The sequence below is a fragment of the Pseudoalteromonas sp. OOF1S-7 genome (genome assembly GCF_022347765.1).
In the GTDB taxonomy this organism is placed as follows: domain Bacteria; phylum Pseudomonadota; class Gammaproteobacteria; order Enterobacterales; family Alteromonadaceae; genus Pseudoalteromonas.
Genome location: NZ_JAKRFZ010000026.1, coordinates 24,548 through 41,866, shown reverse-complemented (window position 1 = coordinate 41,866; position 17,319 = coordinate 24,548). Strand labels below are relative to the sequence as shown.

The 17,319-nt window shown below is 50.3% G+C and carries 17 protein-coding genes; 11 read left to right on the top strand and 6 right to left on the bottom strand.

Going from position 1 to position 17,319, the window contains the following annotated elements; genetic code table 11:
* Window positions 1–74 precede the first annotated feature (74 nt).
* From MHN33_RS22825 to MHN33_RS22815, 3 genes are read left to right on the top strand one after another with little or no spacing between them, the layout of a single operon-like run.
* A complete protein-coding gene (locus tag MHN33_RS22825) occupies window positions 75–896 on the top strand; it encodes a protein-glutamate O-methyltransferase CheR (RefSeq protein ID WP_239401663.1) in 822 nt (273 codons plus the stop codon).
* Window positions 893–1,507, top strand: a complete 615-nt coding sequence (gene cheD, locus MHN33_RS22820) for a chemoreceptor glutamine deamidase CheD (RefSeq protein WP_239401661.1) — start codon at window positions 893–895, stop codon at window positions 1,505–1,507. The genes MHN33_RS22825 and cheD overlap by 4 nt, the downstream gene beginning before the upstream one ends.
* 9 nt (window positions 1,508–1,516) lie before the next feature.
* Window positions 1,517–2,548, top strand: coding sequence for a chemotaxis response regulator protein-glutamate methylesterase (locus MHN33_RS22815; protein ID WP_239401660.1), 1,032 nt, complete (start codon window positions 1,517–1,519; stop codon window positions 2,546–2,548).
* Here MHN33_RS22815 and MHN33_RS22810 read toward each other — a convergent pair.
* Entirely contained in the window at window positions 2,526–3,572 is a 1,047-nt protein-coding gene (locus tag MHN33_RS22810; protein WP_239401659.1) for a polysaccharide deacetylase family protein, read from the bottom strand. The two genes, MHN33_RS22815 and MHN33_RS22810, sit on opposite strands and share 23 nt — an antisense overlap.
* A gap of 39 nt (window positions 3,573–3,611) precedes the next feature.
* On the opposite strand from MHN33_RS22810, the gene MHN33_RS22805 reads away from it, so the two are divergent.
* Entirely contained in the window at window positions 3,612–4,880 is a 1,269-nt protein-coding gene (locus MHN33_RS22805) for an MATE family efflux transporter (protein WP_239401694.1), read from the top strand.
* A gap of 48 nt (window positions 4,881–4,928) precedes the next feature.
* On the opposite strand, the gene MHN33_RS22800 is transcribed toward MHN33_RS22805, so the two are convergent.
* A complete protein-coding gene (locus tag MHN33_RS22800) occupies window positions 4,929–5,207 on the bottom strand; it encodes a hypothetical protein (protein WP_239401657.1) in 279 nt (92 codons plus the stop codon).
* Between the two features lie 6 nt (window positions 5,208–5,213).
* Window positions 5,214–5,789 (bottom strand): Fe-S biogenesis protein NfuA, encoded by a 576-nt coding sequence (nfuA, locus tag MHN33_RS22795; RefSeq protein ID WP_239401655.1) that lies wholly within the window; start codon window positions 5,787–5,789, stop codon window positions 5,214–5,216.
* A gap of 155 nt (window positions 5,790–5,944) precedes the next feature.
* Between nfuA and MHN33_RS22790 the strand changes: the two genes are divergently transcribed.
* The gene (locus tag MHN33_RS22790) at window positions 5,945–8,476 is read left to right on the top strand and encodes a M14 metallopeptidase family protein (protein ID WP_239401653.1); all 2,532 of its coding nucleotides are present in this window, start codon (window positions 5,945–5,947) and stop codon (window positions 8,474–8,476) included.
* Here MHN33_RS22790 and MHN33_RS22785 read toward each other — a convergent pair.
* Complete coding sequence (locus MHN33_RS22785; protein WP_239401651.1) at window positions 8,473–9,147, bottom strand: phosphoribosyltransferase family protein; 675 nt, start codon at window positions 9,145–9,147, stop codon at window positions 8,473–8,475. The two genes, MHN33_RS22790 and MHN33_RS22785, sit on opposite strands and share 4 nt — an antisense overlap.
* Before the next feature lie 57 nt (window positions 9,148–9,204).
* Here MHN33_RS22785 and bioH point away from each other — a divergent pair, with 57 nt between their 5' ends.
* The 3 genes from bioH (at window position 9,205) to MHN33_RS22770 (ending at window position 11,256) form a co-directional block, all read left to right on the top strand.
* Window positions 9,205–9,942: a pimeloyl-ACP methyl ester esterase BioH gene (gene bioH / locus MHN33_RS22780; protein WP_239401649.1), complete on the top strand. Its 738-nt coding sequence runs from the start codon at window positions 9,205–9,207 to the stop codon at window positions 9,940–9,942.
* A 103-nt stretch (window positions 9,943–10,045) separates the two neighbouring features.
* Window positions 10,046–10,354: a hypothetical protein gene (locus MHN33_RS22775; RefSeq protein ID WP_239401647.1), complete on the top strand. Its 309-nt coding sequence runs from the start codon at window positions 10,046–10,048 to the stop codon at window positions 10,352–10,354.
* Window positions 10,354–11,256, top strand: a complete 903-nt coding sequence (locus MHN33_RS22770) for a putative metalloprotease CJM1_0395 family protein (RefSeq protein ID WP_239401645.1) — start codon at window positions 10,354–10,356, stop codon at window positions 11,254–11,256. Before MHN33_RS22775 ends, MHN33_RS22770 begins: the two co-directional genes overlap by 1 nt.
* Before the next feature lie 89 nt (window positions 11,257–11,345).
* On the opposite strand, the gene MHN33_RS22765 is transcribed toward MHN33_RS22770, so the two are convergent.
* Together MHN33_RS22765 and greB are read right to left on the bottom strand one after the other, a co-directional pair.
* Window positions 11,346–13,682: a Tex family protein gene (locus tag MHN33_RS22765; RefSeq protein ID WP_239401643.1), complete on the bottom strand. Its 2,337-nt coding sequence runs from the start codon at window positions 13,680–13,682 to the stop codon at window positions 11,346–11,348.
* A gap of 85 nt (window positions 13,683–13,767) precedes the next feature.
* A complete protein-coding gene (gene greB / locus MHN33_RS22760; RefSeq protein WP_239401641.1) occupies window positions 13,768–14,241 on the bottom strand; it encodes a transcription elongation factor GreB in 474 nt (157 codons plus the stop codon).
* Between the two features lie 221 nt (window positions 14,242–14,462).
* On the opposite strand from greB, the gene ompR reads away from it, so the two are divergent.
* The 3 genes from ompR to MHN33_RS22745 are packed head-to-tail and all read left to right on the top strand — an operon-like array spanning window position 14,463 to window position 17,226.
* The gene (ompR, locus tag MHN33_RS22755) at window positions 14,463–15,182 is read left to right on the top strand and encodes a two-component system response regulator OmpR (protein ID WP_054017535.1); all 720 of its coding nucleotides are present in this window, start codon (window positions 14,463–14,465) and stop codon (window positions 15,180–15,182) included.
* Complete coding sequence (gene envZ / locus MHN33_RS22750; protein ID WP_239401639.1) at window positions 15,183–16,529, top strand: two-component system sensor histidine kinase EnvZ; 1,347 nt, start codon at window positions 15,183–15,185, stop codon at window positions 16,527–16,529. It begins immediately after the preceding gene.
* A 7-nt stretch (window positions 16,530–16,536) separates the two neighbouring features.
* Complete coding sequence (locus tag MHN33_RS22745; RefSeq protein ID WP_239401637.1) at window positions 16,537–17,226, top strand: hypothetical protein; 690 nt, start codon at window positions 16,537–16,539, stop codon at window positions 17,224–17,226.
* Window positions 17,227–17,319: the final 93 nt, after the last annotated feature.

The following is a 17,319-nucleotide window of genomic DNA, read 5'->3' as shown; positions in this document are numbered from 1 at the left end:
TATCACATACCGATCACGTGTAACAAGGCAAGTTGCGGGCGGTCTGGTCTCATTGCGCATAGGTGAGGAGGGATATGAAAGAGTTTTTGATGACGGATGAGGACTTTAGCAGTATATCTCGGCGTGTTTACGAGACCTGTGGTATCGTGCTTGGACCGCATAAACGCGACATGGTTTACTCACGGCTTGCGCGCAGAATAAGAGCCAATGGGTTAGGCTCATTTTCAGCGTATTTGGCGCTCCTGAATGAGAAACCTGATGCTGAGTTTAGCCATTTTATCAATGCCATCACAACAAATCTCACCTCCTTCTTTCGCGAAGCACATCACTTTGACTTTTTACACCAACAGGTGATCCCTGAGTTAAAGCTTAAACACAAAACAGATAAACGGGTACGAATTTGGTCCGCAGGCTGCTCTACGGGTGAAGAGGCGTATAGCATTGCCATGACCATAAGAAATGCATTTCCAGCAGACTGGGACGTTAAGGTATTAGCAACGGATCTGGATTCGAATGTTTTGCATAAAGCGCAGGAAGGCATTTATAACAGTGCATCTGTGACTGGCCTGAACAGTGAGCACTTGAAAAAGTGGTTTATGTGTAGCTCCGATGGTACTCAGTACAAAGTTAAAGAGACATTGCAGGCAAGTGTGTACTTTAAACGCCTTAATTTACTTGAACCTTGGCCAATGAAGGGGCCCTTTGATGTGATTTTCTGTCGTAATGTGCTGATCTATTTCGACAAAGAAACCAAAGACAGGCTGTTTGAGAACTTTTATCAACTACTGGCGGAGCAAGGTTATTTATTTATCGGTCACTCTGAGACGATGGGAAAAGAGCACTTGGAATTTAGAAATCTGGGGAGGACGATGTATCAGAAGGCGGCGCAGATATGAAGCAGTTTAAGCCTGTGTTACATGGTTTTGACCATGTTAAGCGATTCTGGGATTCAGGCCGTGGCGCTGTCGTTGCTAAAGTACTGCCTGGGGAGTTTTATGTGTCAAAGAGTGATGAGTTGATTTCTACGGTATTGGGTTCCTGTATTGCTGCGTGTATCTATGATGAGCAACACAAAGTGGGTGGCATGAACCACTTTATGCTGCCCGGTGTAAAGGGAGCGACCGCCATTCACGCCGACGACCTCAATTGTCGCTATGGTAACTGGGCAATGGAATACCTGATTAACGAAGTGATTAAAAACGGTGCCCGGCGAGAGAACCTGAAAATAAAACTGTTTGGTGGTGGGAAAATCATTAGCTCTATGACAGACATTGGTGTCGGTAATATTCGTTTTGCTGAAGCTTATGTGGAAGAAGAAAACCTCACGTTAGTTTCTCATGATGTAGGCGGACCCTGGCCGCGTAAGGTGGTATTTCACCCACAGACAGGTAAAGCTCAGGTGAAGAAGTTGCGTCAGATGCATAATGACACCATTGAGAAACGCGAGGTCAAGTATCTGCATGATATTGAAGAGCAAGGTAAACAAACTGATATTGAGCTGTTTTAGAGAGATTGCATGATTAAGGTATTGATAGTTGATGATTCCCCTTCACTCAGGGCGATATTGACCGGGGTTCTGGAGCTGGCCCAGGACATCAAGGTAGTTGGGGCGGCCGAAGACCCCTATGAAGCGCGTGAGATGATAAAGAAGCTCAACCCCGACGTACTAACCCTGGATATTGAAATGCCAAGGATGAACGGGCTGAGCTTTCTTAAAAACCTAATGCGCCTGCGCCCGATGCCCGTGATCATGTTATCAACATTAACACAGCAGGGCTCGCCTGCAACGCTTGAGGCGCTGGAGCTTGGTGCCATTGACTTCATTGCCAAGCCAACCACTAATGTCGCTGCTCAGCTGAGTGCCTACGCCGAGACATTACATCAGAAAATTCGTATTGCCCGCCAGGCTAACCTCTACGCCTTCCGGGCAGACAAAGATGTGCAACAGCTTCCGGTGTCTCAGCACGCACAATTCAAAAGTAGCGCCGTTTTAGCATTGGGAGCATCTACCGGTGGCACCGAAGCGTTGCGTGAAGTATTAGTACGTTTACCTAAACACTGTCCTCCTGTTGTAATTGCGCAGCACATCCCACCGGTCTTTAGCACCTCGTTTGCGCTGAGGATGGACCGCTGCTGTGAGGTCCGTGTCAAAGAAGCCGAGGAGGGAGATGTGCTCATCCCCGGACAGGTATTTGTTGCACCGGGTGATATGCACCTCAAGGTGGTTCAAAAAGGAGGACGCTTGCAGTGTCACTTGTGTCAGAGTGAAAAGGTCAATCGGCACCGGCCATCGGTGGATGTGTTGTTCGACTCTTTGTTACCATGGGCAAAGCACGTCTGTGCTGGCTTGTTGACAGGTATGGGCAGTGATGGCGCGGCAGCGTTATTGCGTCTCAGGGAGGCCGGGGCAAAAACGCTGGCGCAGGATGAAGCGACCTCTGTGGTGTGGGGCATGCCCCGGGCCGCCGTTGAAATGAAGGCGGTCGAGAAGGTGGTCTCGCTGTCTAAGGTGACGGTGGAGCTGCTTAACGCTGTGAAGCGTCAGTGATCACCCAGGGTTGTGAGTACCAGTAAAATTGTCCACTTTCTTTTTTAGAAGGTGCCGTACAGTTATAGCGAGAACGCCCATTCGATAAGGGTTTTGGCGTCGTAATCGTCACTGTTTTATCGCCCTGCCAGACCAGCTCTGCTTTGCCTGCGCCTGATACAAAACAGGCGAACTGGCTCTGGTAAAAATCCATCTCTTTAAAGGTCAAGGTAATCGAGGGTGTGCGGTTATCCGTGACCGAATCCTGATATTTAGCCTGTGCCAGTGAAAACGGCAGTGAATAAAGCTTGGTTTTTAAGGTTTTCAGGCTGGCATAGATGCCCGAAGCGGGAAAACGTGGCAGACGGGTAAAGTCTGAGTCTGGTCCAACGGCGCCAGAATGTTGTCCAATCCCGATCAAGTTCAGCTCGGCGACTAACGCCTGTAAAGGGCGGTTAAATTCGCCATAGGGATAAGCGATATAAGGCAAGTCATGGCCCACCTCGTCTTTGATCCGCGCTTGTGACCAGAGCAAATCCTCACGTACCCGGCTGAGCCACTGAGCCTGATTTTCTCCGGCCAGCGTGTGATGCAGGTAGTCGTGCTGAGCGCTATGATTCGCAATTAATGCGCCGCGTTTTGCCAGCTGGCGCAGCTGCTCCCAGCTCATTACATAGCCCTTTTTCTCATCAATCAGCTTAGGATTAACAAAAATCGTGTAGGGGTAACCAAATTGCTCAAGCAGTGGTGCTGCGGTTTCCATGTTGTTCAGGTAACCATCGTCAAAGGTAATGGCGACGGTTTTTGCTGGCAGTGCATTACCTGCCTGCAGTTGCGTGATCAGCTTATCCAGTGCAATCACATTAAACTGCTCTGTTTTGAGAAAGGTCAGGTGTTCAAGAAAAGTGGCTTCACTGACACTGGTGACGGCCGGCAGTTTTTCACTGACATGATGATACTGTAGAATGACCGCGGCCAGACCTGCCCGGGTGTTGAACAAAACGAGTATAAGAACTAAAACATGAAACCACTTAATCGCGTGCATACTTCTCACCATTTCCAGTTGCTTGCTATTGCTGCTCCGATGATTTTATCAAATATCTCGGTGCCCCTGTTAGGGTTAGTTGATACGGCGGTCATCGGTCATCTGAGTGAAGCCTATTACCTTGCCGGGATAGCACTGGGTTCTGGCAGCATTGCCTTGTTGTTCTGGCTTGCCAGTTTTTTGCGCATGAGTACCACCGGGGAGATAGCACAGGCAAATGGCCAGCAAGACGCAAGGCGGGCGCTCCAGTCGTTGTCGGCCAGTATGAGCTTTGCCGTGTTGTTTGCTCTGCTGCTGATAGCGAGTACGCCCTGGTTACTCGACCTGGTCGCGGCGCTATCCGCGGCCACCCCTGAAGTTTTTGAACAAGCGGCGATATACTTTTCCATTCGTATCTTCAGTGCGCCCGCTGCCATGCTGAATCTGGTGATGCTCGGATTTATGCTGGGGATGCAATACGGACGCGGTCCTTTCTACGTGGTGCTGTTTACCAATATCGTTAATATAGTACTGGATGTATTGTTTGTGGTGGTGCTGGACTTTGCCGTTGCAGGTGCGGCCTGGGCATCTGTGGCTGCCGATTATTCAGCACTGGGACTGTCTTGTTATCTGCTGCGCGGGGTGCTGAAGCGGGCAGGCTGGCAGTGGCAGTTTAAAGTGCCACACAAAGAGGAGATGCAACGTCTGCTGCATCTTAACCGCGATATTTTCATTCGTTCCCTCATGCTGCAGTTGTGTTTTAGCTTTATGACTTTTTATGGCGCGAGGCTGGGCGAAGATATTCTGGCTGCCAACGCGGTGCTGCTGAACTTTCTGATGCTGGTGAGCTTTGCGATGGATGGCATCGCGTATGCTGTGGAAGCCAAAGTCGGGCAGGCCAAAGGTGCCCGTGACTTAGTTATGTTAAGGCGTTGGGTGCGGCTGAGCTGCTTCTGGGCTGGTTGCTTTGCCCTGGTGTATACCCTGGTGTTTGCCTTGTTTGGTCCGGCGGTGATTGGTTTACTCACCGACATTCCGGTGGTCATTGATACCGCATTGGTGTATCTGCCCTGGCTGGTGGTGCTGCCTGTGATAGCGACGAGCTGTTTTTTGTTTGACGGCGTATTCGTCGGCCTGACCCGGGCGAAGGAAATGCGCAACAGTATGATGTTCTCTGCGATGTTCGGCTTTTTTGTACCGTTCTGGCTAGTCCAGCAATGGGGTAATCATGGACTATGGTTTGCCATGAGTTGCTTTATGGGATTAAGAGGGGTGACGCTGGTAATTAAGTATCGACAGTTGAGTGTGAGACAGCAATTGCTGAAGTAGGCCATACATCGGATAGTCAGTTGAGTGCCGCAAAGAGGCGTTGATAGCTTATTTTTCATCCTCAAATGCTTCTTTTGCCGCCGCTTTTGCTGAATCACGCGCCGATAGCACCTGCGAAAAGCGATTGGCGAAGATCCCCAGGTAGCCATAGCCGGCCACGCCCAGTGCGAGCGCCAACAGGAGTAAGCCCGGCAGCTGGAGCCAGGCTTGATAGAAATAACCTAGCACAATCAGCGTCGCGCTGAGTGCAAACAACGCGAGCCCGCAGAGGAAAAACCGCAGACTCCGCTTAGGGTGAGACCCTAAGCGGTAAATCAAACGTCGCATACAAAATTAATAGTAGGAATGATCGCCTCGTGAGTGCTCGGTGATATCACGTACGCCGGTGATCTCCTCGAACTTGGCGATCATTTCTTTTTCGATGCCTTCTTTAAGCGTCACATCAATCATTGAGCAACCGTTACAGCCACCACCGAATTGTAATACGGCGATTCCTTCAGCCGTGATTTCGACCAGGCTAACCTGACCACCGTGGTTGGCCAGCTGTGGATTCACCTCGGTAACCAGCATGTGCTCAACACGTTCTTCCAAAGAGGCATTGTTGCTGAGTTTTTTGGCTTTCGCATTCGGCGCTTTCAGGGTGAGCTGGCTGCCCATTTTATCGGTGACAAAGTCAATTTCAGCTTCTTCCAGGAAAGGCGCACTTTCTGCGTCGACGACGGCATCAAATCCATTAAAGTGAAGGCGAATATCGCTGTCTTCAATTGCATCGGCTGGGCAATACGACACCCCACACTCCGCCTGAGCGGTACCTGGGTTGACGACGAATACGCGAATGTTTGTTCCATCGGCCTGATCGGCCAATAACTTGGCAAAGTGTGACTGAGCCGTCTCTGAAATTGTGATCATAATCTACGCTATACTTGACTAAATTACTCGGTTAATCCCTATGATACTCCCCTCATCTTGTTGTAGCTAGTGTTGGGCGTAAAAATTTGCAGCAACTGGAATCTGATTGCTAGCGTACTGGCTGGTTAAAAATTGCCAGAATAAACGGAGTATTTATGCATCGCCTGTTAATCGTGCTGTGTGTGTTGAGTTTACAGCTCAGCGCCAGGCCCCTGAGTTTTTATTTTGATGACACCAGCCAGTTCAACCCTAGCATCCCAAAACCACATGAGGTGATAGGCTATGACGTGGGCGAGTGGCATGTACGCCCCGAGCAGTTGGTTCAGTATTTAAACGTGCTGGCAGAGGCCAGCCCTAGGGTATCGATAAAAACGATAGGGTACAGCCATGAACGGCGTCCTTTGGTGTTACTGACTATTACTGAGCAGTCACGACAGAATAATATCGAATCCGTCAAAAGCGCTCATTTAGCCGCGCTTGAGCAGCCGCAGCCTCGCAAAGATGCTCCGGCGGTTGTCTGGCTTGGCTACAGTGTGCATGGCAATGAACCCTCGGGCAGCAACACCGCTATGCTGGTGGCATACTATCTGGCCGCGGCACAGGGCGAGAAGATTGACGCCCTGTTACGCGATACCGTGATCCTGCTTGACCCGTCACTGAATCCTGATGGGCTGGCCCGCTTTGCCAGCTGGGCGAACAGCCATCGGGGAGTGGTGTTATCCAGTGATCCTCAACACAGAGAGCACGTAGAAAGGTGGCCGTCTGGCAGAACGAATCACTACTGGTTTGATTTAAACCGCGACTGGCTGTTGTTGCAGCATCCAGAGTCACGCGCCCGGATCGCCGCCTTTCATGACTGGAAACCAAATGTACTGGCCGATTTCCACGAGATGGGCCCGAACTCCAGTTACTTCTTTCAGCCAGGGATCCCGTCACGCACACACCCGCTGACGCCAGAGCGCAATCAGAGTTTAACGGCGGCAATTGGCCAGTTTCATGCCGATGCGCTGGACCAGGCCGGACAGCTGTATTTTACCCAGGAGAGCTTTGATGATTTTTACTATGGCAAAGGGTCCACCTATCCGGATATCAATGGTGCGGTGGGCATATTGTTTGAACAGGCCAGCAGTCGTGGTCATGTACAGCAAACCATCAACGGTTTGCTGACTTTCCCGCAGACTATTAAAAACCAGTTGATCACCTCGTTATCTACCTTGCAAGGCGCGGCGGCTAACCGCCAGGCACTGCTTGACTATCAACAGCATTTTTATTTCAGTGCAGAAAAAGAAGCCAAACAGCTGGATTTTCAGGGTTATGTGGTATCGGCTGGTCAGGATCCCTATCGGCTTAAGCAGTTTGTTGAGCTGCTCAGACAGCACCAGATAAAAGTACAACAGCTGGAAAAGGCGATGAAAATCAAGGACAGGCAGTTTAAAGTAGGCGACCTTTATATACCACTGGCACAGCCGCAGGTGCGTCTGATTAATGCCATGTTTAGCAAGCAGACACATTTTAAAGACAATACTTTTTATGATGTATCAGGCTGGACACTACCCTATGCCTACGATCTGGATTTTGCCCAGGTCACCAGCAGCTGGGGACTCAAGGTAAGTGAGTCAGGTTGGCAAAGCCGCGGCCCTGTGGCGCAAACGTCTGACATTGAAGCATATGCCTACGCTTTTTCCTGGCAGCATTATCTGGCACCTAAGTTACTCAACCGCTTGCTGACAGAAGGTATTGAAGCGCGCGTTGCATTGCAGCCCTTCAAGGCTAGGCTTAACCAGGGAGAGCAACAGTTTGAAGCGGGTACTGTGGTGATCCCGGCTGGCTTACAAGACCTGGAAAACTGGCGAACTGTACTGGCTGAACAGGCAGGGAAACTGGGAATAGAGCTGAAGACTATCAGCTCAGGTCTGACGCCCGAGGGGATCGATTTGGGCTCGCGCCGGATGATGCCGCTGCTTAAGCCACAAGTGCTGTTGGTGGGTGGGCAAGGTACCAGTCAGTATGAAGTCGGCGAAATCTGGTATCACCTGGACAGACATGTGGGGGTAGCCCCCAGCATCATAGAGCTGGACCGTCTTGAGCGGGTTGATTTGAGTCGATATAGCCACCTGGTTCTGGCCGATGGACGTTATTCGGCGCTGAGCAAAAAAGCGCAGGCAGCCATTATCAGCTGGGTCCAAAAAGGGGGCGTGATCTGGGGGCACAAACGCGGTGCTCAATGGCTGATTGAGCATCAGTTGCTCAAGGCTGAGATCATCAGCACGAAAGACCTGCGCGCGACCTTTGACACTCAGGGACTGCGTTTTAAAGATAAGGAGCAGCTGGCCGCTCAGCAGCGTATTGCAGGTGCTATTTTTGGCACTCAGTTGGACCTTTCTCACCCACTTGCATTTGGCTTTGATAACAGCACGTTACCAGTCTTCAAAAACAGTGCCTGGGTGCTGCAGGCCAGCGAGGCGCCCTTTCGGGATGTAGCTGTATATCAGCCGCAGCCTTTGCTGGCGGGGTATGCTGATGAGAAAAACGTCTCACAGATAGCGCAATCGTCTGCACTGATGGCTGATACCTATGGTAAAGGGGTGGTAATCGCCATGCCGGATAACCCGGTGTTTCGTGGCTTCTGGTATGGCAGCAGCCGGTTGTTTAACAATGCGCTGTTTTTCTCGCAGGCCATTCATTAAGCTGGTGTCAGGCAGGTTGCACAGGCCCAGATCTGAGTCGCGCCGGCGCGTCGGCAGAGCTGGGCAGCCGCATTGATAGTGGCCCCTGTGGTGATCACGTCGTCAACCAGTAAAATTCGTCGGCCTGTTAGAGCACTTGCCAGAGTAAAGGCCTGACGCTGGTTATATAATCGCGCACGACGATCCAAGGTTTGTTGTGTAGGTGTCATGCGCTTTGACAAAACCGGCAGGATCGGCAGCTGATCGTTAAGTACGCTGCCCCAGGTTTGCATTACCTGATTAAAGCCCCGATTGATCAATCGGGGCCAGGGTAGGGGGATAATAATGGCGGCATCAACATCCGGCACTTGCTCGGTGCAATAGTGCTGCCACTGATAGGCGATGACTTGACGCAGTAAAGCCGCTGCGTGGCGTCGCTGGCGCAGCTTTAAATCACATAACCAGCGTTTTAAAACCCCATGGTACCAGCCACAGGCAATGAGGCCATCACAATCAGGCAAACTGAACTGAGATTGGATATCTGCACGCAACAACAGGTTCCCCTCCTCGGGGAAAAACAGCGGTAGTGCCTCTAAACAGGGCGTGCATAAAGCAGCGTGAGCAATTGGGCATTGGCAACAGGCACAGTAGCGGGGAAACAGTGCCTGTGCGAGTACACGGGACAATGACATTGCTTTCCATCCTTGAATCGCTATTATAGCGTCAAGTTTGGTTGAGGAAGTGAGTAAATGCAAAGCGAGATTGTCTTATTGCACGGCTGGGGTATGAATAAACAGGTATGGCAGCTGAGCATTGAACAGCTTCAGCAGGTACAGCCTTTACCGGTTCGCGCAGTCAATTTAGCGGGTTTTGGTGGTGCCGTTTTTCGTCAAAATTATAAGAAACTCGATGACATAGCGGATGACATAGCGTGCGACCTCAATGAGAACTCCGTGTTAGTCGGCTGGTCTTTAGGCGGGCTGGTGGCACTAAATCTGGCGCATCGCTATCCGGACAAGGTCGCTAAGCTGGTGCTGGTGGCATCAAACCCTTGCTTTGTTGAACTGTCAGACTGGCCCGGGATCAAGCCCAAAGTGCTGGCTGGGTTTAAACAGGCACTGGCAGGTGACAGTGACAAAACCATAGAGCGATTTTTGGCGATTCAGGCGATGGGCAGTGAACATGCCCGGGATGATATAAAACAGCTGCGTCAGTTATTATCTCAGTTGCCAGCGCCGCACCCTGAAGCACTGAGACTAGGTCTGGATGCCCTGCAAAACTGCGATTACCGGGCTTATTTTGAGGCGCTTCACCAGCCGGTATTCGGACTGTTTGGTCGTCTTGATGCCCTGGTGCCGAGCGATGTGATTGAGCGTATGGCGACACTCAACCCGCAATTTAAGGCGTTTATTTTCCCCAAAGCTTCTCATGCACCGTTTATCTCCCACAAAGAAGAGTTTGTTACCTATTTAAAATCAATTCTTTAGTTTTCTACAACGAAAAAAGCGGCAATTTTTTGCCGCCCTGGCTTTATTTTGTTTATAAATTAAGCAATAATTAGGTGGAGAATTTCTAACTTTAGGGCGAAATATGGCAGTCAATGATATCCTCAATGCAGGTGTTCAGGGTTTTGAGTTTGCCCGCCAAAGTGCCGCGCAAGCTGCAGCCGATATCAACAAGGCAACACTGGACCAGCAAAGTGAACAACAGGTTGTACAGCAACGTCAGCTTCAGGGCGCATCCGGTAATGAAGGTGTCACTGCACCTGTTGGGCAGGTGCCCAGGTTGGATGAGGCCGTGGTTGACCTAAAAGTAGCAGAATTTAATGCCAAAGCGAATGCACAGACCATTCGTACTGCCGATGAAGTATTGGGTACTTTGATTGATATTAAAGTGTAATGAACATAGTAACGCCACCCCCGGCGATGAATCTAAACACGGCGAACGTCTACACTGAGACGGCGCAACGTGACAATCAGCTCCGCGAGGTTATTCCAAAGCCCGCGCCAGTCTCCCCTGCGTTTACAGAAAACAAACCGCTGTCTGACGGTGACAAACAAAAGTCGTTCTCGGCGGATGATTCGGGCTTGTACGACAGTACGGGTCAGCTTAAAGATGGTAAAACCATCGAAGAACGTCAGGAGGGGGCGCAAGGGGATCAGGGGGAGCAGCAGGAACAACAAGACTCTCAGGAGCTAAGCGAGCGTGAACAAGCTGAGCTGGAAGCTGAACAGGCTCAGCTGCAAGAGCTTAAAGACCGCGATCGGGAAGTGCGGCTGCACGAAGAAGCCCATGCCAGGGTGGGTGGCCAGTATGCAGGTTCACCAAGCTATGAGTACCAGCGTGGCCCCGATGGTAACAACTACGCAGTCGGTGGCGAAGTCATGATTGATGTTGCCCCAACCGGGGATCCACGTGAAACCATAGATAAAATGCAAACTGTCCGTGCTGCAGCGTTAGCACCGGCAGAGCCGTCGGGGGCTGACAGAGCCATTGCCGCAGATGCTACGGCTAAAATCGCGCAGGCTCAGGCGGATTTGGCTAAGCAATCTATCAGCGGTGAAGAAGAAAATGAAAGTGGCAACCGAGTCGTGGGGTATCAAACTCGTCGCCTGAATGAAGATGAGCTAAGTGAGCAACAACCTGAGTCCGCCCGGTTGGAAGAAGAAGTGGATCCCTTTGCAGTGGCACTGCCTATCGAGCGGGATCCTGAAATTGCCTCACGGGCGCTGCGAATAGAGGGCTTTTATAGTCATGTGACTCAGCCCAAAGAAGCCTCTCAGTTATCCGTGGTGATATAGCATTGGTATTAGCACCAATCAGTTAAACGACACAGGCCCGCATTTGCGGGCCTGTTTTTTTTGCTTTTATTTCTTTGCCTCTATAGCAATTATTTTTTCAGTTTTGCAAAGGCTTCAGCAAAAGCATTACCCATAGCGGCATTGCCACTGTCACGTCGATTATCACGACGAGGCTCTTTGCGTTGCGCAGGACGCTGAGATTTGCCAGCAGGTTTTTGCGCGGCAGGTTTGCTTTGCTTGTGTCCGTGATTTGCCGGGATCTCATCGTTCAGGCGCATAGTAAAGCTGATCCGTTTGCGGGCAACGTCTACTTCGATGACTTTAACTTTAACAATGTCACCGGCCTTGACTACTTCACGTGGATCTGAAATGAATTTGTCGGTTAACGCTGAGATATGGACCAGTCCATCCTGGTGCACACCAACATCGACAAAGGCGCCAAAATTCGCCACGTTTGAAACCACGCCTTCCAGCGTCATGCCGACTTTCAGGTCGGCAAGGGTTTCTACGCCGGCCTTGAATTGTGCGGTTTTAAATTCAGGACGCGGGTCGCGACCAGGCTTGTCCAGTTCACCTAGAATGTCTGTGATGGTAGGCACTCCAAACTTATCATCGACATAATCTGCCGGATCCAATTTACTGAGTACATCGCTATTACCAATCAGAGCAGCGACGTCAAGTGCATTGCTGCCACAGATACTTTTCACCACAGGGTACGCTTCGGGGTGAACTGCCGAGGCATCCAGAGGATCATCGCCATTGGCAATACGCAAGAAACCGGCTGCTTGTTCAAAGGCTTTTGGTCCCAGGCGCTCGACCTGTTTCAGCTGTTTGCGGTTGCTGAATGAGCCATTGGTATCTCTAAATTTCACGATATTGGTTGCCAGAGTTTTATTTAATCCTGACACGCGCGTTAACAAAGGGACGGAGGCCGTGTTGACATCTACACCGACCGAGTTTACGCAGTCTTCTACAACTGTGGTGAGTGTCTGGCCCAGCTGACTTTGTGAGACATCGTGCTGATACTGGCCAACACCAATCGACTTAGGTTCAATTTTTACCAGCTCGGCCAGAGGATCCTGCAATCGGCGCGCGATTGACACTGCACCACGCAGCGAGACGTCCAGGTCCGGGAACTCGTTGGCGGCAAACTCCGAAGCGGAGTACACTGAGGCGCCTGCTTCACTGACCATAACTTTCGTCAGCTTCAGCTCGCTGGCTGCTTTAAGTAGCTCGGCTGCCAGTTTGTCGGTTTCACGAGACGCCGTGCCATTACCTACGGCGATTAGCTCGACCTTATGCTGACGACACTGTTGTTCCAGTGTACGTAGTGACTTATCCCAGTGGTTTTGCGGCGCATGAGGATAGATGGTAGTCGTTGCCAGCAACTTGCCCGTTTTGTCGACAATGGCCACTTTACACCCGGTTCTGAGGCCAGGGTCGATTCCCATGGTAACACGCGGGCCCGCCGGGGCTGCCATCAGCAGATCTTTGAGGTTTTTAGCAAACACATCAATCGCGCCTTGTTCGGCTGCCTCACGTGTGGCACCCAGCATTTCATTTTCAAGGTGGGTAGCCAGCTTGATTTTCCAGGCCCACTGCACAACCGTCATTAACCAGCTGCTGGCAGCGCTCCCTGACACATCCAGGGCGTAATGATCCGCTATCATTTGTGCGCAGTACTGCTGTGGATCTTCTGCCTCTGGCTCCGGATTAATAGATAGCTGTAAAATGCCTTCGTTACGGGCTCTGAGCATGGCCAGTGCACGGTGAGAGGGGACACTCACCAGCTTTTCATCGTGTTCAAAGTAATCACGATATTTACTGCCGGCCTCTTCCTGCCCGGGAACCACGCGGCTTTGTATATAACCATGCTGTTTTAGCTGGTTTCTGAATTTACTCAGGAGTTTTGCGTCTTCAGCAAAGCGCTCCATCAGAATAAACTTGGCGCCATCGAGTGCTGCTTTACTGTCTCCAATGCCTTTGTCGGCATTGATATAAGCTTCGGCAGCCAGCTCGGGTGTTTGCTCTGGATCTTTAAACAGCAGATCTGCCAGTGGTTCAAGCCCTGCTTCAATGGCTATCTGGCCTTTGGTGCGACGTTTGGGCTTGTAGGGCAGGTATAAATCTTCCAGTTCGGTTTTGCTTTGTACCTGGTTTAGCTCTGAGGCTAATTGCTCAGTGAGCTTACCTTGTTCATCAATGGTTTTGATAATAAAGGCACGGCGTTCCTCCAGCTCCCGCAGATAACCGAGGCGCTGCTCAAGTAACCGCAGCTGAGTATCATCCAGGCCACCTGTTACTTCTTTACGGTAACGGGCTATAAACGGAACAGTTGCACCTTCGTCCAGTAGTGCGGTGGCAGCATTCACTTGCTGTTGTGATGCGTTTAGCTCAGCAGCTAAACGGGCTGAGATGTTGCTCATGCAAAATCCTTATATAGTTCAATTGGCTAGGCTACTTTCTGGGCCTGCGTTTGCGGTCATCATATCATATCTGTAACGGAAGTGTTCAGGCCGTGTAATCGATCTTATTGACGTACCAAAGCATGTCACCTTGCGGGGTTTTGACACTGAATTCTTCATCGACGGATTTCCCAAGCAGCGCTCGTGCCATTGGAGAATCTATAGAGATGTAATCGTTCCGCTCGTAGATTTCATCAGGCCCGACGATGCGAAACCGTTTTACATCGCCGTCGTCATTTTCTATTTCGACCCAGGCTCCAAAATAAACCTTGCCCTGTTGCTGCGGTGAGTATTCAACAATTTTCAAGTCTGGCAGACGTTTACGCAGGTAGCGCACGCGGCGGTCTATTTGTCGTAACAGACGCTTGTTAAAAGTATAGTCGGCGTTTTCTGAGCGATCGCCTAAACTTGCCGCCCAGTTAACAATTTTGGTCACTTCCGGGCGTTTTTCAAACCACAAATGGTCGTGTTCTTGTTGCAGCTTGCGATAGCCCTCGGGGGTAATTAGATTGGTTTTCATTCTGTTGCTTACTATGGCAGAGCACCTACATGTGCCTAGTGTAATTCGGATCCGGGTCGATACCAATCTGACTCAGCCAGATAATAGTTGGCTGAGATAATGTCATATCAAGCCCGCACTTGTAACGTTCGGTAACAATCTTATTCAGTGTTAATGGTGTCTAAGCGTTTTAATTTCAATTATATTTAGGGTCAACTAAAGAAAAAATAAGAAGCATGCCAATGGGGAATGAAACCACCAAAGTGTTAGTCGTTGACGATGATATGCGTTTGCGCAGCCTGCTTGAGCGATATCTGGTCGAGCAGGGGTTTATCGTTCGCAGTGCAGCCAATTCTGAGCAAATGGATAGGTTGCTGGAACGTGAAAACTTTCATCTGATGGTATTGGACCTGATGTTACCTGGTGAAGATGGCTTATCTATCTGCCGTCGGCTCAGGCAGAAAGAAAATGAAATTCCCATTGTGATGTTGACGGCGAAAGGGGATGAAGTAGACCGCATTATCGGTCTTGAGCTGGGGGCCGATGATTACCTGCCCAAGCCATTTAATCCACGTGAATTGTTAGCCCGGATCAAAGCGGTGCTGCGCCGCCGCGCCAAAGAAGTGCCGGGCGCGCCTGCTGTTGAGGAAAATGAGGTCGAATTTGGTGCCTTCAAACTCAATCTGGCAACCCGGGAAATGCAAAAAGGCGATGAAACCATTGCCCTGACCAGTGGCGAGTTTGCGGTACTGAAGGCGCTGGTGAGTCATCCCCGTGAACCGCTGAGCCGTGATAAGCTGATGAATCTGGCTAGAGGCAGGGATTACAGTGCACTGGAGCGAAGTATTGATGTTCAGGTATCACGGCTACGCAGAATGATAGAAGAGGACGCGTCTAATCCGCGTTATATCCAGACCGTTTGGGGTCTGGGTTATGTTTTCGTGCCAGATGGCGAAAAGTAAATGAGTATTCTGCCTCGCAGTGCATTTGGGCAAACGGTGTTTTTTGTCGGTGCGCTGCTCTTGATCAATCAGATAGTCTCCTACATAACCGTGACTTTGTATGTGTTCAAGCCGACCTTTGAACAGGTCAACCTGATGCTTGCCAAGCAGGTTAAGACCGTTTTCATAGACTGGGAAGAAGGGGTGGAGGTTGACTCTGCTTTGTCGGAAAAGTTCTTTGAGATCACCGGTATCGAGGTCATGGACCAGCGAGAGGCGTATCGCAATGGACTTGGTGAAGCAAAAGAATACACATTATTGTCGCGCAGCATGTCTGAGCAGCTCAATGGTTCTGCTCGGGTGCGGATCAGTCAGGGCGATCCTGTGGTGTATTGGGTTGAAGCACCACAGGCTCCGGGTTATTGGGTTCGGGTGCCGCTGACCGGGTTTTCAGAAACCAAAATGGAGTTTCTGGTATTTTACCTCTCCAGTATTGGCTTTTTAAGCGTATTGGGAGGCTGGTTGTTTGCCCGACATCTGAATCGGCCACTCAAGGCATTGCAGATTGCGGCCAGCCGGGTAGGTGTGGGAGATTTTTCTACCCGTCTTGTTGAACATGGCTCTACCGAGGTCATCGAGGTTACCCGGGCCTTTAATAAAATGTCTAAGGGGATTGCTGAGCTGGAGAACGATCGACGCTTATTGATGGCAGGCGTATCACACGATTTAAGAACACCACTTACCCGGATCCGATTAGCAACGGAAATGATGTCAGACGAGGAAGCCTATCTGAAAGAGGGCATTATCGACGACATTGAAGATATGAATGCCATCATCGATCAGTTTATTGAATACCTGAGACATCATAATAGTGGTGAAATGGTACTGGATGATGTGAATGCGGTTGTTGAAGAAGTGGTGCATGCTGAGCAACAGCATCAAAGAGAAATTGTCCTGACGACGACTGCCAATATCCCTGCCGTAATGATGAATCATGTTGCACTGAAGCGCGTTGTGACGAATATGATCGAAAATGCCATCCGCTATTCTGAAGACGAAATAGAGGTAATGACGGAATTCAGCGCTCGCCATAAAGCGGTGTTTATTAAAGTTAAAGACAAAGGTCCCGGGATCCCCGAAGAAGAATTAGAGTCGCTTTTTGAGCCGTTCAAACAAGGTGACCAGGCGCGGGGTAGTGAGGGCAGTGGGCTGGGTCTTGCGATCATCAAGCGCATTGTCTCTACGCATGGTGGTAAAGTACGCCTGCGTAACCGTAATGAAGGGGGATTGAGCGCTGAGGTGATGCTGCCGGTGGCGAAAAAATTTGCTCCTGTGAGCACTTCTCCTGAGTCAAAAGCGTGTGAATAAGCACGACTTGACATATAAACCCGGTTGTATCAGTAGCGCTGCGAGAGCACAGCTGCTGTCTATTATCGGGCAGTGTTTTGAAGGGATAGAGCCTGAAGCCTATTTTGCTTACTATTTTGAGCAGGACGGAGCCATTGTTCGGCGATTGCGCTTGTACTATACGCAGGCAGGTGAGCTGGCAGGTTATTGCCTGCTCACCTTTGACGACAGCCTTCAGGCATTTTGTGTGATCGGCGCATCGGCTGGCTTTTTACCGCAGTTTAGGGGCAAGAACAACACCTTTTCTTTTTCCATTGCTGAGGTCACCAAAGCTTATCTGCGTCGTCCCTGGCGTACTTTATTATATGCCGATACGATGCTTAGTCCCGCGATGTTCCGGGCGATGGCGAAGAATATTGCCACTGTCTACCCAACGGCATCGGGCTCTGATGCTGAATCGCAGCTTTATCTGGCGTTAAACCCCAACGGGCTGGCATGTGATGCAAATGGTTTGCTGTGTCTTAAAGCCGTAGGGCGAAAAACGCGTTATTCAGCTGCGGAAGTGGCCCGGTTTAAAACCAGTGACAAACCCGAAATAGCCCATTACTGCGCCTTAAATCCAAACTTTGATAAAGGGGTGGCATTACTTGCCGTGATCCCGGTGACCTTAAGTCAGCTCCTCGCCACGGCCTGGAAGCAGCTCAAAAATCAACTTTAGTTGAGCGGCACTCGATTTCAGTTCAATTGTGAATTTCAGGCATAAAAAAACGCCCAACGAGGGGCGCTTTTGATAAAGGAATCTGATCCTAAA

Coding starts and splice junctions, on each gene's coding strand:
- MHN33_RS22790 (WP_239401653.1), top strand. CDS start 5,945: ATGCATCGCCTGTTAATCGTGCTGTGTGTGTTGAGTTTACAGCTCAGC.
- MHN33_RS22805 (WP_239401694.1), top strand. CDS start 3,612: ATGATTTTATCAAATATCTCGGTGCCCCTGTTAGGGTTAGTTGATACG.
- MHN33_RS22815 (WP_239401660.1), top strand. CDS start 1,517: ATGATTAAGGTATTGATAGTTGATGATTCCCCTTCACTCAGGGCGATA.
- cheD (WP_239401661.1), top strand. CDS start 893: ATGAAGCAGTTTAAGCCTGTGTTACATGGTTTTGACCATGTTAAGCGA.
- greB (WP_239401641.1), bottom strand. CDS start 14,241: ATGAAAACCAATCTAATTACCCCCGAGGGCTATCGCAAGCTGCAACAA.
- MHN33_RS22800 (WP_239401657.1), bottom strand. CDS start 5,207: ATGCGACGTTTGATTTACCGCTTAGGGTCTCACCCTAAGCGGAGTCTG.
- MHN33_RS22770 (WP_239401645.1), top strand. CDS start 10,354: ATGAACATAGTAACGCCACCCCCGGCGATGAATCTAAACACGGCGAAC.
- envZ (WP_239401639.1), top strand. CDS start 15,183: ATGAGTATTCTGCCTCGCAGTGCATTTGGGCAAACGGTGTTTTTTGTC.
- MHN33_RS22810 (WP_239401659.1), bottom strand. CDS start 3,572: ATGCACGCGATTAAGTGGTTTCATGTTTTAGTTCTTATACTCGTTTTG.
- MHN33_RS22785 (WP_239401651.1), bottom strand. CDS start 9,147: ATGTCATTGTCCCGTGTACTCGCACAGGCACTGTTTCCCCGCTACTGT.
- MHN33_RS22825 (WP_239401663.1), top strand. CDS start 75: ATGAAAGAGTTTTTGATGACGGATGAGGACTTTAGCAGTATATCTCGG.
- MHN33_RS22775 (WP_239401647.1), top strand. CDS start 10,046: ATGGCAGTCAATGATATCCTCAATGCAGGTGTTCAGGGTTTTGAGTTT.
- ompR (WP_054017535.1), top strand. CDS start 14,463: ATGGGGAATGAAACCACCAAAGTGTTAGTCGTTGACGATGATATGCGT.
- nfuA (WP_239401655.1), bottom strand. CDS start 5,789: ATGATCACAATTTCAGAGACGGCTCAGTCACACTTTGCCAAGTTATTG.
- bioH (WP_239401649.1), top strand. CDS start 9,205: ATGCAAAGCGAGATTGTCTTATTGCACGGCTGGGGTATGAATAAACAG.
- MHN33_RS22765 (WP_239401643.1), bottom strand. CDS start 13,682: ATGAGCAACATCTCAGCCCGTTTAGCTGCTGAGCTAAACGCATCACAA.